Source organism: Mycobacterium sp. 852002-51971_SCH5477799-a (assembly GCF_001667145.1).
Lineage (GTDB): Bacteria > Actinomycetota > Actinomycetes > Mycobacteriales > Mycobacteriaceae > Mycobacterium.
In genome coordinates, this window is record NZ_LZIF01000106.1 from 26747 (window position 1) to 39750 (window position 13004).

The 13004-nt window shown below is 64.8% G+C and carries 15 protein-coding genes and 1 tRNA gene; 5 read left to right on the forward strand and 11 right to left on the reverse strand.

The features are described from left to right. Positions 1-8 precede the first annotated feature (8 nt). Positions 9-395, reverse strand: a complete 387-nt coding sequence (locus A5753_RS15820; protein ID WP_067130161.1) for a DUF2237 family protein — start codon at positions 393-395, stop codon at positions 9-11. 471 nt (positions 396-866) lie between these two features. Between A5753_RS15820 and A5753_RS15825 the strand changes: the two genes are divergently transcribed. From A5753_RS15825 to A5753_RS15840, 4 genes are all read left to right on the forward strand, one after another. Continuing rightward, positions 867-2000, forward strand: coding sequence for a cellulase family glycosylhydrolase (locus A5753_RS15825; RefSeq protein WP_067129843.1), 1134 nt, complete (start codon positions 867-869; stop codon positions 1998-2000). Between the two features lie 132 nt (positions 2001-2132). Beyond that, a complete protein-coding gene (locus tag A5753_RS15830; RefSeq protein ID WP_067129846.1) occupies positions 2133-3800 on the forward strand; it encodes a DUF4185 domain-containing protein in 1668 nt (555 codons plus the stop codon). Between the two features lie 115 nt (positions 3801-3915). Next, entirely contained in the window at positions 3916-4329 is a 414-nt protein-coding gene (locus A5753_RS15835) for a hypothetical protein (RefSeq protein ID WP_369829327.1), read from the forward strand. 141 nt (positions 4330-4470) lie between these two features. Further along, entirely contained in the window at positions 4471-4992 is a 522-nt protein-coding gene (locus tag A5753_RS15840; protein WP_067129852.1) for a hypothetical protein, read from the forward strand. A 92-nt stretch (positions 4993-5084) separates the two neighbouring features. On the opposite strand, the gene A5753_RS15845 is transcribed toward A5753_RS15840, so the two are convergent. The 6 genes from A5753_RS15845 to A5753_RS15870 form a co-directional block, all read right to left on the reverse strand. Next, on the reverse strand, positions 5085-5561 hold the full coding sequence (locus A5753_RS15845; RefSeq protein WP_197694710.1) for a CAP domain-containing protein: 477 nt from the start codon (positions 5559-5561) through the stop codon (positions 5085-5087). 139 nt (positions 5562-5700) lie between these two features. Then, positions 5701-6705, reverse strand: coding sequence for a glycoside hydrolase family 6 protein (locus tag A5753_RS15850; RefSeq protein WP_067130167.1), 1005 nt, complete (start codon positions 6703-6705; stop codon positions 5701-5703). A 95-nt stretch (positions 6706-6800) separates the two neighbouring features. Further along, positions 6801-7514, reverse strand: coding sequence for a cutinase family protein (locus A5753_RS15855; RefSeq protein WP_067129855.1), 714 nt, complete (start codon positions 7512-7514; stop codon positions 6801-6803). Between the two features lie 131 nt (positions 7515-7645). Further along, positions 7646-7735, reverse strand: a tRNA-Ser gene (locus A5753_RS15860). A gap of 29 nt (positions 7736-7764) precedes the next feature. Further along, entirely contained in the window at positions 7765-8223 is a 459-nt protein-coding gene (locus tag A5753_RS15865) for a nucleoside deaminase (protein ID WP_067130170.1), read from the reverse strand. Between the two features lie 106 nt (positions 8224-8329). Then, positions 8330-8851 carry a tRNA adenosine deaminase-associated protein gene (locus A5753_RS15870; protein WP_067129858.1) on the reverse strand — a complete coding sequence of 174 codons (522 nt, stop codon included), beginning with the start codon at positions 8849-8851 and terminating at the stop codon, positions 8330-8332. Between the two features lie 129 nt (positions 8852-8980). Between A5753_RS15870 and A5753_RS15875 the strand changes: the two genes are divergently transcribed. Further along, positions 8981-9925, forward strand: coding sequence for a prephenate dehydrogenase (locus A5753_RS15875; protein ID WP_197694718.1), 945 nt, complete (start codon positions 8981-8983; stop codon positions 9923-9925). On the opposite strand, the gene A5753_RS15880 is transcribed toward A5753_RS15875, so the two are convergent. Genes A5753_RS15880 through A5753_RS15895 form a run of 4 tightly spaced genes read right to left on the reverse strand, consistent with a single transcriptional unit; the run spans position 9888 to position 13003 of the window. Then, positions 9888-10487 carry a putative glycolipid-binding domain-containing protein gene (locus A5753_RS15880; protein WP_067129864.1) on the reverse strand — a complete coding sequence of 200 codons (600 nt, stop codon included), beginning with the start codon at positions 10485-10487 and terminating at the stop codon, positions 9888-9890. The two genes, A5753_RS15875 and A5753_RS15880, sit on opposite strands and share 38 nt — an antisense overlap. Further along, the gene (locus A5753_RS15885) at positions 10488-11204 is read right to left on the reverse strand and encodes an ABC transporter permease (protein ID WP_067129867.1); all 717 of its coding nucleotides are present in this window, start codon (positions 11202-11204) and stop codon (positions 10488-10490) included. Next, entirely contained in the window at positions 11201-11887 is a 687-nt protein-coding gene (locus A5753_RS15890) for an ABC transporter permease (RefSeq protein ID WP_067129870.1), read from the reverse strand. The genes A5753_RS15885 and A5753_RS15890 overlap by 4 nt, the downstream gene beginning before the upstream one ends. A 3-nt stretch (positions 11888-11890) precedes the next feature. After that, positions 11891-13003, reverse strand: coding sequence for an ABC transporter ATP-binding protein (locus A5753_RS15895; RefSeq protein WP_067129873.1), 1113 nt, complete (start codon positions 13001-13003; stop codon positions 11891-11893). Position 13004 lies beyond the last annotated feature (1 nt).

Below are 13004 nucleotides of genomic sequence, written 5' to 3' on the forward strand. Positions count from 1 at the left end.
GGGTGGGACTACAGGTTGGCCAGATCGTCGGGAACGTCGACCTTGTGTTCTTGCAGCGCCTCCAGGGGTACCACCTCGAGGGTGCTCTCGTGCGTCGCCGCCAACACCACCGGCGCGGCGCAGCCGTCGTGGTGAGCGCGTAGCCAGTTCAGCGCGGTAACGCACCAGCGGTCACCCGGCAGCAGGCCGGGGAACCGATACTCGGGAACCGGCGTCAACAAGTCGTTGCCGATGGAACGCTGGTGCTCGAGGAATTCAGCGGTCATCACCGCGCAGATGGTGTGCCGCCCGAGGTCCTGAGGGCCGGTCGAGCAACAGCCGTCGCGGTAGAAGCCGGTCAGCGGGTCTGTGCCGCACGGTTCCAGCAGACCGCCTAACACATTTCGATCGGGCACCCGTTCAGTATTGCGCTCCCGCGGGTGAAGTTTGAAGTAATTCGCCGACTGCTTGTCAGGTTTTCCGATGCCGGATAGCGGCGCCATGCCTGTGTGGACGCCCGGTTAGGACGAGTTGCTCGAATCGCAAGGGTCGACGCCGCCCGATCAACCGGTGAGACACCCTGGCGATGGCGGCCGTGGCTTGCGCGGCATCGGCCGCTTACATCGACTTGACTCAGATCGCAGCTGCGCGGCTTGTTAGATTGTCCGGCAACGCATTTAGCACGGGATGGGCCGCATTTTATCTTCATCGGCGGGCATGACGGTATGGGCTCGCCGAGTGCCGATGGTCACGGATTGGTCACGATGACGAGCGAGCCCCACCGCTCGACGACGCCGATGACGGCACGGTAACGATCGTCATCTGAAGTCGTCGCGACGCGCTGAGCAAATCCCAGGGAATCGGCCCCGAAAACTTATCGTCACATCGTGGAACGACGTACGGCCCTGAAACTTCCTTTGTTACTGGCCGCGGGCGCCGCAGTTGCCCGGATGCCGCGGGCCACCGCGGAGGAAGCGGGCCGGTGGTCACCCGAGCGCGCCAACCGCTGGTATCAAGCGCAGGGCTGGCTCGTTGGAGCAAACTACATTCCGGCGAACGCCATCAACCAGTTCGAGATGTTCCAGCCCGACACCTTCGACCCGCGGCGCATCGACACCGAGCTCGGCTGGGCCCAGTTCTACGGCCACAACACCGCACGGGTGTTCCTTCATGATCAGCTCTGGGCGGCCGATCAGCGCGGCTTTCAAACGCGCCTTGGCCAATTCGTCGACATCGCGGCGCGCCATCGCATCAAACCGCTGCTCGTCTTCTTTGACTCCTGTTGGGATCCGCAACCGCGCGCGGGACGTCAGCGTGCGCCGCGCGCCGGCGTGCACAACTCGGGCTGGGCGCAAAGCCCGGGCGCCGAACGCCTCGGCGATCCGAAGTACGTCCCGGTCATGCACGACTACGTGACGGCGGTGATGACCCAATTCCGCAACGATGACCGGATTTTGGGCTGGGACCTGTGGAACGAGCCCGATAACCCGGCACGCCAGTACCGCAGCGTCGAACGAAGCGACAAGGAGCAACTGGTCGCCAACCTGCTCCCCCAGGTCTTTCGCTGGGCCCGGGCGGTGGACCCCAGCCAGCCGCTGACAAGTGGTGTGTGGCGCGGGGATTGGGGACAACCGCAGGGCCGCAGCGCGATCAGCGACATACAGCTCGCCAACGCCGACGTGGTCACCTTCCACTCTTACGCGGGCCCGGCGGGGTTCGAGAACCGGATCAACGAGCTCACCCCGCTGGGCCGGCCGATCCTGTGCACGGAATACATGGCGCGACCCCAAGGCAGCACCGTCCAATCGATTCTGCCGGTTGCCAAGCGCCGCAACGTCGGCGCCATCAACTGGGGCCTGGTGGCCGGCAAGACCCAAACCTACTTCCCATGGGACTCATGGGACCACCCCTACACCTCGGTCCCCAAAGTATGGTTTCACGATCTGATCCGGCCCGAGGGACGGCCGTTCCAAGACATCGAAGTGCTGACGGCCCGAAAGCTGGCCGGTAGCCAGACCTGAGCTGGTTGTGGCCTCCGTCCCCTGGTCACGCCAACCAACACCAACCCGTCATAGACCTTCCGGTAGTACGGTTGTACCAGCTCAGAAGGGGGCGGCGATGCTCGTCGGTGTTTGTCGACTGCTGGCGGCACAATGACGTGGGAAAACCTGAGCGAAGCCGAACTGATCGCGTCGGCGGGCGGCGATCCATGGGCGATCAATCAGAGCCTGCAGGCGGGCAGCCCGTTTCAGATATCGCAGTTGGCCGAGGCCTTTCACGGGGCCGGTAGGCACACCGCCGAAGCCGACCACGCCTTCGAGGACGCGCGAAAACGCTTCGCCGCGGCCTGGAACCACCAGGATGGTGGTCACCCAATCAACGACTCAGAAGAAGTCCAGCGGGTCATCAAATCCCTTGGTACGCAGTCTGAGAAGCTGCCGAAGATCGGCGCCGATCTGGAGTCGATAGCGGCTGCCCTGGCCGACGCGCAAAAGCAAGGGGCTCAAGAGATCGCCCTTCTGGACAGTGAGCTGCGGGGGCTCGACCGACTCATCGGCGCGATCAAACATGACTTGACCCTTGACCTGTCCGCGTCGGAACGCGCCAAATTGGAGAGGCTGAAGGAGGCTGCGCACGCCCAGGCCGTGGACGACGTCCGCGATGCCGTCAAACAGATGACTTCGATTCGCAATGCCTACTCGGATACGTTGCGGAAGTCGATGGATGCCCTACACACCGACGGTTACGACCCTCCGAAACCCGTCGACGAATGGATCGAGAGTCCGCTCAAGCCAGGTGAGGTGCGGGATCTTGGACCGGTCGCCGGGACCGGCGGCATTCCCGGCATCCCCGGCATCGGGGCGGCCGACTTAGGGGAAGCGGTCGAGGTGCCCGGGGAGAACGGACAGCCGGCGAAGTTGTACGCAATCTTCGGGGATTCGTTCACCGGCGATAAGGCCTACGACGGCAAGCACTATCCGTCGGTGGCCGTCCCAGTCACCTTCGACGACGAGGGCCGTCCGCATTTCGGTGCGCCGGTGACCGGTCAAGACGGCCAAAACGTCTTGTTCCCACCGCCGCCTGAGGCACCAAGAGGGACAGACACACTTCCTGCCGGGAGTATCCGGATGAGTGACGGCACCACCTACATGATGGTCGCGGGTACCGACAATCTGAACCCGTCGGGGGGATCGTGGCTTGTCAAGGTGACCAATGATCCTGGCCATGGATGGAAACCGATCCAAGGATCGTGGCGCCCCTGGACACCTAACCCACCCAATCCCAATGACCCCATTCACCCGGGCACCAGCGCGACGAGCCAACCCACACAGATCAGCGGCTATCAAGCCAAAGACGGCACGGTGTACATCGCTGCCGACTCGTTCGATCGAACCCGAGGCGTGACCATGTACCGTGTGGATCCCAACCACGTCACCGAGCGCCAATACTGGCAACCCTGGAACGGAAACGGCTGGGGACAGCCCGGCGAAGTCGCCACCGCACCGATCAGCCGCACACCCTTCGGGGAGCTCAGTTTCAGGGAAGTTGGCGGCCAGGCGGTGCTATCGGGTTTCAACCAGGGCACCGGAAACGTTGAAGTCAGAGTGGCGAACGAGCCCACGAAAGTGTTGACCGTCGGGCCGACAGTTGTTGCGCAGCAGAGCAATCCGCAAGCGCCAAACTTTGTACCCCAGAACTACGGCGGATTCATCCTGCCGGGATCAACGCTGGATAAGCTGAACCTGTTTGTGAGTCAATGGAACACAACGACCAACATTCCATATAACACCCAGGAGTTTCAGGTCAATGCGAACCACTAACCTGCCCACCGATAGGATTCAGATGATCAATAAGACGCTCGCTGTCGCTGCCGGGATAGTCAGCGCTGTGGTGACGAGCTGCAATGCCCGCGCCGACACGCCTGCTTTTCCAGACATGAGTGGGTACTCACCCGTAAACGTCGCGGACTACACGATCGGGCTTCCCAACACTGGGCGTGCACCGCTCAATACGGTGTATTTCCTTACCCCGGATGGCATCACATGCGATTTTTTCTCCGGAGAGGCGCAGTGCACCGGCAATAATTTTCCCGCTATCCCGCCGGCCGCTGGGTCCGGCACGGTGAACGCGATCGGGACCACCTCGGGGCTGGCACAATCCGGCGACCCGATTGCCGCTAACAATCAGGTCTACGGACACCCCCTAAAGACCCTGCCCCCCTTGCATTCGATCACCGTGGATGGCGTGATCTGCGGGGTGGACAGCTCGGGTACCACTGCATGCAAGGACCCCCAGGGCCGCGGCTTTGTACTGTCACCGCACGGGTCCGGCTGGCTGCCTCACGTGTAATGGCCGACTAGGTGGCGCGTAGGCGATTTTCCCCGGCGTCAGCAGTGAATGAATGGAAGATGTTTTGCGTCAATGCGATACGGCCGAGAGGGAATCATCGAACGGTTCAGTAGCGCGAGTCCCCGAAGCGAAAGAAGTGAAATGTGCGTCAACAAGTTCATGTGGACCGGTGTGCTCGTCGGGACTGCTTTCTCAGTTGCATTCACCGCCCACGCCGACCCACCCAAATTTCCGGACCTGAGCGCCGATGCCCCCGTGAACGCTTCCGATTACACGATTGACATTCCCAACCCCGGCCGGCCACCGCTGCCAACGGTCTACTTTCTCACCCCTGACGGGGTCGTCTGCAACTACACGTCCGATCAAGCACAGTGCAGTGGAAATAACTTGCCTGCTATACCGCCTGCACCGTCACACCCGGAAGCGGGAATCACCGGGGTTAATTGGGTTGGCACCACTACCGGGCTGAAGCAGACGAATGAGAGCGAACCATCGCGCGTGATCGATGGACAGCCCGTCAAAACGCTTCCTCCGGGTCATTCGATCACCGTGAACGGCATCACCTGCGGGGTGGACAACTCGGGTATCACTGCATGCAAAGACCCCCAGGGCCGCGGCTTTGTACTGTCACCGCACGGGTCCGGTTGGCTGCCTCACATGTAATTGCCCGCTAGGTGGCGCTTAGCCGGCTTCACCACCCGCTTGCATAGGTATGTCGATGGTGGCGGAGCTGAAATAGATTGGCGCAGAGTGCTTTACGAAGCCGCGAAGTCACCGACGGCGGTCATTTTGTTACCGTCCCAGGCGGCGGCGAAGCCGCCCGCGTTATATGCGCAATTCAGGATGATCGCCCGGTGTGGGGGACTTTGCATCCACATGTCGAGGGCCTTGTCGGGATTCGCGGCGGATCCGGTCCCCCAGAAGACGATCTCACCTGAATACCTGCTCCTATAGCCCGCATCCGTGATACGCACCTGCGGCGAAGAGCCGTCCGAACCGATGTGCCCGTGTACCCCGCTGCGCAGCATGTCGTCAGCGTGCCGTTGGGCCGCTTCGGCCAAACGCGGGTCGTCACTGATGGCCGCGCATCCCTGACGAAGCTGGTTGATGCCGCTGGACAACACGGTTGCCGAATCGTCTGCGCGCGCTAGAAAATTGGACACTGTTTCGGGAGCCGCGATGAAGGCAATACAGATCGCGATGACGGCGATGATGCCGACTTTGCTGGCCATGACGCCTCGTGCCGTGCGCTCGTTGTGCTGCTTTTGGTGCTCAAATGTTATCCATTTTCACCCGAGAACGATTGTGAATCGCAAATCCGTCCGCGCTCCCGACGTAGCGCGGACCGACACGGGTAGCACTCGAGCCGCTCTAGTGGCCGACGTTGTGAACGAGATCGATGGCGTACTGGTTCACGAAGTTGCCGGCCGGCGGGTCACCCTTGCCGCACGTCCCATCGGATTCACCCGGACGCTTGATCCACAAGTAGGCGTCGGCATGCGCTCCCGCGGTAGCCGCGGTGGGCGGAGTGCCCAGTGCTCGGCCGCTGGGGTTGCACCAATTGAGGTCGGAGTCGGGCGCCGGTCCGGCACCATTGCGCGACGTGTCGATCACATAGTGCGAACCACTCGTGAGACCCGAAATAGCCTCGCCGTAACCGATTTCGTCCTCGGTGGTGAAGAAGTTCGCAGTGTTGATGCTGAACCCCCGCGCGTGGCCGACGCCGGCCTGGTTGAGCCTGGCCGCCATGTCGTCGGCCGTGTGCCAGCGCAGGTGACCCGCGTCGACGTAGACGGCCGCGTTCGGATCGCGGGTCAGCGTGTCGACGGCGTAGCGAACCAAATCGAAGCGCTCCTGGCGCTGATCACCCGACAGGCAATCGGCCATGGCGAGTGCATCGGGTTCGACGATGATCGCCACCCGGGATGCACCCACGCCGGATGCGATGCCGTCGATCCACGCGCGGTAGTCGCCGCCCGAGGCCATTCCACCCGCAGCGAAACTGCCGCAGTCGCGGTGGGGGATCCCGTAGATGGCCAGGACCGGGATGGCCCCGGCGGCATTGGCATCGCCGACATACTTCCCGACCGTGCCTGCCGAGGAGCCCGGGACGATCCAGTACGCCTGCGGTGTATTGGCGATCGCGGTCAGCTCGGGGCTCGGCGGATCGGCGCTCTGCGCGGCGCGCATGGCGGCCGACGTCGGGTTGACGTAGAACGGCGCTCCGGCCAATGGGTTGCCGTCGGCAACCAGGCGCACCGTCGGGGCGGGACGAACCTGTGCCGGGAAGCCGACTTGGCCCATACCGATGACGGCCGCAACCGTAAGCAAGGGGGCGATCCACCGCGCGACTGCACTAGTAGCTGAGAACTTCACCTCAGAAAAGCTAGTGGTTCGCAAGTATCGAGCGCCAATCGCCGCGGCCCGATTGGTGCGGCCGGTCATTCTCGATGATGGCCACCGCCATCCGCTTACATGGAGCCGCCCATAGGACCTCCGCCAAGACGGCTGGCCGCAAAGGCTGCGCCCTGGTCGATCACTGCCATGTTGGTCGAGTACGTGTCATGCGCGGCGAAATTCATGCCCTCAGAGCAGATCGGGTCCTGGGCGGCGCACACCTCGATGGTCTTGGCCTGATAGAGCGGGCCGATGACGACCGGCGGCTCACCGAAGAAGTTCATCGCCTTCTCGTTGGGTAAGGCGAAGAGCACAACCGACGAGACGTGGTTAGCGATTTCCGGATCCAACGGTTTGGGCACGGCCGCCGGATCGATCCCAGTCGGCACGACAGGCGAGGTGACGAAGCCCATCACGGCCGCGCCTTGGGAATACCCGCCGAGCACCATCTTGGTGCTGGGACAGTCGTGCGCCATCGAAACGACGTGTGCGCCCGCGTCTCTGACACCGGCCTCCCCCGCGCTCGTCCAGTCATGGGTGGCGGGGTAATCCACCGGATAAACGTCGAACGACTTCGCGCCGATGCGCGAGTGCAGAGAGTCGACGAAAGCCTGTCCGGTCGGACCCAGACCGGGTGGATCGTCGGTGCCGCGGGCGAACACCACCTGAACGTCCGGACAGGGATCGGCGGTTGCGGCGGGGATGGCGGATACCAGCACACCAGCGGCAACGCTCGACGCGGCGGCTACTGCGCTAGCAAGGAGACCAGGGCTGTGACGTGCGGTCATGCGGCAGTTTGCCCAAAATTGCGAATTTTAAACCGCGATTTTCCGGCGGGCGCGCAGTGGCGCACAAAGTGCGCGTACGCAGTGGTCTCCCGGCTTCCAGCAAATCCGAACCACTGAGGTTCGTACAGTCTTGGCGGTGGCGGAGGGATTTGAACCCTCGGACGGTTTTAGCCGTCACACGCTTTCGAGGCGTGCTCCTTAGGCCGCTCGGACACGCCACCGCCGAGCAGCTTACCCAACCCAAGGGCCCTCACCCCAATCGCTGGCGGGCGAAGAAGGCCTCCAGTGGCGCAGCGCACTCCTGCGCAAGCACACCACCGCGCACTTCCGGGCGGTGGTTGAGTCGCCGATCGCGGACCACGTCCCACAGCGACCCGACCGCTCCGGTCTTGGGCTCCCAGGCGCCGAACACCAGCCGGGCGACGCGGGAGAGCACCAGCGCCCCCGCGCACATCGTGCACGGTTCGACGGTGACCGCCAGCGTGGCGCCTTCCAGCCGCCAGCCGTCCCCGAGCACCTCGGCCGCCGCGCGCAGCGCCAGGATCTCGGCATGCGCCGTCGGGTCTCCGCATGCCTCGCGGGCATTGACCGCGCGGGCCAATTCGGTTCCGTCCGCGCCGATCACCACCGCCCCGATAGGCACGTCACGGGGACCCGCCGTCGCGGCAACCGCCAGTGCGGAACGGATCAGGTCTTCGTCGGATCTCACCGACCGGTCCTGATGGCGGCGACCCGCCGCGCCCGGCTCCATCAGCTGTGGCGACCCGCCGCGCCCGGCGCCGCCGCGCTTGCGATCGCCACGGCCGCGCTTGCGATCACCGACCGAGGCGCTCGATCACCGCCGACAACTGATCGGCGAAGCCCATCTCGCGGGCGATGCGGCCCAACTGCTCATCGGCGTACAGATCGGTCTCGTCGAGGATGACCCCCAGCACCGCCTCGGGCAACCCGACGTCGGACAGCAGCCCCAAGTCGCCCTCCTCGAATGGATCCGAGTCCTCCAGATCCTCCGGATCGATGTCGGCGTCCAGCTTGTCGAGCACTTCCGCGGCGATGTCGTAGTCCAGCGCGGCGGTGGCATCGGAGAGCAACAACCGCGTGCCCGACGGGGCCGGCCGCACGATGACGAAAAATTCGTCGTCGACGTCGAGCAGGCCGAAGACCGCCCCGGAACTGCGCAATTCACGCAGCTCCGTCTCCGCGGCCGGCAGGCTCAACAGCGACTTACGGGCCATCGGAGCGCAGCGCCACTGCCCTTCTTCACGCACCACCGCGACACCGAAACCGTCCGGTGTGTCGGCGGACACGCGCTGGGCGGAGGCCCGTTGTGCTCCCATGGCCGCTTACGGTAGTCCCTGACCAGGCCCCTGACCAGATGGCGGCTGGTAGCCGCGAGATCTGACGGCGCCGTTCCCGGCCAGATGTGCCAACCTTGGAATGTGGCAAGCCCTCCATCTAAGACACCGGTGTGTGTGCTCGGGCTGGGGCTGATCGGCGGCTCGATAATGCGGGCCGCAACGGCAGCCGGCCGTGAAGTGTTCGGCTACAACCGTTCGGTGGAGGGTGCGCAGGGCGCGACCGCCGACGGCTTCGACGCTGACACCGATCTGATCGCGACCCTGTCGCGCGCCGCCGACTCCGGGGCGTTGATCGTGCTGGCCGTGCCGATGCCGGCGATAACCGGCATGCTCGCCCACATCAAAGAGACGGCTCCGGGGTGCGCATTGACCGACGTCACCAGCGTCAAGCAAGCGGTGCTCGATCAGGTCGTCGCGGCCGGTCTGCTGAAACGGTTCGTCGGGGGCCACCCGATGACGGGTACCGCGCATTCGGGGTGGACCGCCGGCTACGCCGGCTTGTTCGCCGGGGCCCCGTGGGTGGTCAGCGTCGACGACCATGTCGATCCCTCGGTCTGGTCGACGGTGATGACGTTGGCGCTGGACTGCGGCGCGGTGGTCGTACCGGCCAGGTCCGACGAACACGACGCCGCCGCGGCCGCCATCTCGCATCTGCCCCACCTGCTCGCGGAGGCACTGGCCGTCGTGGCCGCAGACGTCCCGCTGGCATTCGCATTGGCCGCCGGGTCATTCCGTGACGGGACTCGGGTGGCGGCCACGGCCCCGGACCTGGTGAGGGCGATGTGCGAAGGCAACTCCGATCAACTGGTGCCCACGGCCGATCGCGCCATCGAACTGTTGAAGCGCGCCCGGGACTCGCTGGCGTCGCATGACTCGGTCGCCGACCTCGTCGACGCCGGCCATGCCGCGCGAACGCGGTACGACAGCTTCCCGCGCTCCGACATTTTCCACGTCATCATCGGGGCGGAGAATTGGCGTCAGGAACTGGCCGCCGCGGGCCGGGCCGGCGGGGTGATCAGATCCGCTCTGCCAAGCCTGGATAGTCGACGATGAAGCCGTCGTCGTCGACGCTCACCGTGGTGTCGGAGATCGGCGAGCGCAACTTGATCACGTCCAGGCTGCCGGTGCTGCTGTAGCTCACGGTGTCCGCAGTGATGGACATCTCCGGCATGTTCACATAGACCACTGGGAGCGTGACAGAGGCGGCTCGCTCGTACAGACCGAGCCGCCGGATGGGCAGCGCATTGAAGAACGGGCTGAACTCCACGTCGACGTCGAGCGCACCGTTGTAGGCCGCGCGGTGCTCGCCCTGATGGTCGGTGACCAACCACATGTTCTCTTCGTCGCGGGCAAAGGAGAAGACGCGCTCACGCTCGGCCAGGGTCACGGTCATGCCGAGCCGCTTGGTGGCGCCGGTCTCATCGGTCAGCAAGTCGTAATAGGCGCCGAACGCCGGATGGGTATCGGTGGCGGCGGCAATGATGCGGCCATTGGCCTTGATTCTGTTGCCGGACACCTGAACTCGTACCGATTCCATCCGGGGAGCATCATGTGCGCGCCAGGTGAGCATCGCCTGCCACACGCGGCGAGACGGGTCAGAGGGGGCTGCGTTCACTCATCTACCGTAAGACGTGCCCGCCAACCGCTGCGGAAGTGCCCGGTATGTTCGCCGCAACCGCCCGGTGCCCGGCACCGAAATCCACACCGCCAGCGCCAGCAGTCCGTCGAGCACCAGCGCCAATGCGGCCACCGTCAACGCCCCGACAAGGGCGAGATGAAACTCACGTTCTTTGATCCCGTCGATCAGGTATCTGCCCAGACCACCGAGGCTGGCGTAGGCGGCCACTGTCGCGGTGGCGACCACCTGCAGGGTCGCGCTGCGTAGCCCTCCGAGGATCAACGGCAACGCATTCGGCACTTCGACGCGCATCAGCACTTGGGCCTCGGTCATACCCATCGCGCGGGCCGCATCGACGACCGTCGGCTCGACATTGGCGATCCCGGCGTAGGTGCCCGCCAACAACGCGGGCACACCCAGCAGCATCAGCGCCACCAAAGACGGACCGAGCCCCAACCCGAACAGCAGCGTCCCGAACAGCAGCACGCCTAGCGTCGGCAGGGAGCGCAAGCCGTTGACGGCGCCCACCACGAGCAGGGTGCCGCGGCCGGTGTGCCCGATGATCAGCCCGACGGGAATCGCGATGAGCGCCGAGGCCACCACCGCCAGGGCGGTGTATTCGAGATGCTCGAGGATCCGGGCCGCGAGCCCCACCGGGCCGGTCCAGTTGTCGGCGGTCAGCACATAGGAGATCGCCCGCTCGAAGAAGTTCACCGCGCGCCACCCACTACGGGCGCCACGACCGAGCGACGGCCGGCGCTTCGGGTGGCGTGTGCCCACGGCGTGGCCAGCCGGCCGGCCACCACGATGAGCACGTCGATCACCACCGCCAGCAGGAACAGCGCGATGATGCCAGCCAGGATCTGGTCGCTCTTGTTGGTCTGGTAACCCTGGGTGAACCAGCTGCCCAGGCCGCCGATGCCGATCACCGAACCGACCGAAACCATCGCGATATTGGTGACCACGACCACCCGCAAACCGGCGACGAGTACTGGAATCGAAAGCGGCAGTTCGACTTTCAGTATCCGCGTGATCGGCGGATAGCCGACGGCGGTGGCGGCGTCACGCACCTGGGCGGGCACGGCGTCGAGCGCCTCGAGCACCGCCCGCACCAGCAGTGCGGCGGTGTAGGCCGTCAACGCCACCATGACGTTGGCCTGGTCGAGGATGCGGGTCCCGATCAGCATCGGCAACACCACGAACAGCGCCAGCGATGGAATGGTGAACACGACGCTGGCGGCCGCCGTCGTCAGCCGGCGGGCGATTCGCGTGCGCTGCACCAGCATGCCCAGCGGCAGCGCGATCGCCAGCCCGATCAGCACCGGCACCAATGCCAGCCACAGATGTATCCCGGTCAGCGCCCAGGCGTCGTCGAGGTGGGTCAGCAGATAGTGCATCGGCTAAGTCCCATGAGGTTCCGCCGAGCCCGCCCGTAGGGCCTGGACCGCGGCCAACACGTCGGCGGCCAGGACACCGCCGATCACCTTTCCGGCGTCGTCAACGGCGAGGCCGATGCCCGACGGCGACGACAGCGCCGAATCCAGTGCCTGGCTCAGATTGCCCTGGGGCCGAAACAGCGATCCCACCGCGCTCATGATGTCGGACAACGAGACATTGGCGCGGTGGCGGCGCAACCCCTCGTCGTCGATCCAGCCGAGGGGCGCACCGGTATCGTCGACGACGACCGCCCAACCGTCGGAAAGCCTTGTGTCGGAGAGCTTGTCGGGGGTGATCTGTTCGACGTGGTGCATCGGCAGACCGGCCGCGTCGAGGAGTTGCAACCATCGATAACCGCGGCCCAGGCCGATGAACCTGGAGACGAAATCATTGGCCGGCCGCGACAGCAGCCGGCCAGGCTCGTCGTACTGCTGTAATGAACCGCCCTTGAACACCGCCACCCGTTCGCCGAGCCGCAGCGCCTCATCGATGTCGTGGGTGACGAAGACGATCGTCTTATGCATTTCGCCCTGTAGACGCAGTATTTCGTTCTGCAGGTCGTGGCGAACCACCGGATCGACGGCGGAGAATGGCTCATCCATCAACAGGATCGGCGGGTCGGCGGCCAGCGCTCGCGCCACGCCGACCCGTTGTTGCTCGCCGCCGGAAAGTTGCGCGGGGTAGCGGGTCGCGAGCCTGGCGTCCAGCCCCACCCGTTCGAGCACCGCGTAGGCGGCTTTGCGGGCGGCCCTGCGAGACTGGCCAAGTAAGACGGGAACCGTTGCCACGTTGTCGATTACGCGTTGGTGGGGCATCAGTCCGGCGTGCTGGATGACGTATCCGATTCCCAGCCGCAGCTTTACCGGGTCTCGGGTGGAGACATCGACGCCGTCGATCGAGATGTTGCCCTCGGTGGGTTCGATCATCCGGTTGATCATGCGCAGCGCCGTCGTCTTGCCGCTGCCCGAGGACCCGACGAATACGGTCAGTTTGCCGTTGGGCACGCTGAGGCTGAGCTGGTTCACGGCTGTGGTGCCGTCGGCGAAGGCCTTGCTGACGTTGTCGAAGATGATCAAG

What these genes read in the sequence shown, in the direction of transcription:
- A5753_RS15855 (WP_067129855.1), bottom strand. Translation starts at nt 7,514, where the DNA reads ATGACCGCACGTCACAGCCCTGGTCTCCTTGCTAGCGCAGTAGCCGCC.
- A5753_RS15830 (WP_067129846.1), top strand. Translation starts at nt 2,133, where the DNA reads ATGACGTGGGAAAACCTGAGCGAAGCCGAACTGATCGCGTCGGCGGGC.
- A5753_RS15870 (WP_067129858.1), bottom strand. Translation starts at nt 8,851, where the DNA reads ATGGGAGCACAACGGGCCTCCGCCCAGCGCGTGTCCGCCGACACACCG.
- A5753_RS15845 (WP_197694710.1), bottom strand. Translation starts at nt 5,561, where the DNA reads ATGGCCAGCAAAGTCGGCATCATCGCCGTCATCGCGATCTGTATTGCC.
- A5753_RS15840 (WP_067129852.1), top strand. Translation starts at nt 4,471, where the DNA reads ATGTGCGTCAACAAGTTCATGTGGACCGGTGTGCTCGTCGGGACTGCT.
- A5753_RS15835 (WP_369829327.1), top strand. Translation starts at nt 3,916, where the DNA reads ATGAGTGGGTACTCACCCGTAAACGTCGCGGACTACACGATCGGGCTT.
- A5753_RS15890 (WP_067129870.1), bottom strand. Translation starts at nt 11,887, where the DNA reads ATGCACTATCTGCTGACCCACCTCGACGACGCCTGGGCGCTGACCGGG.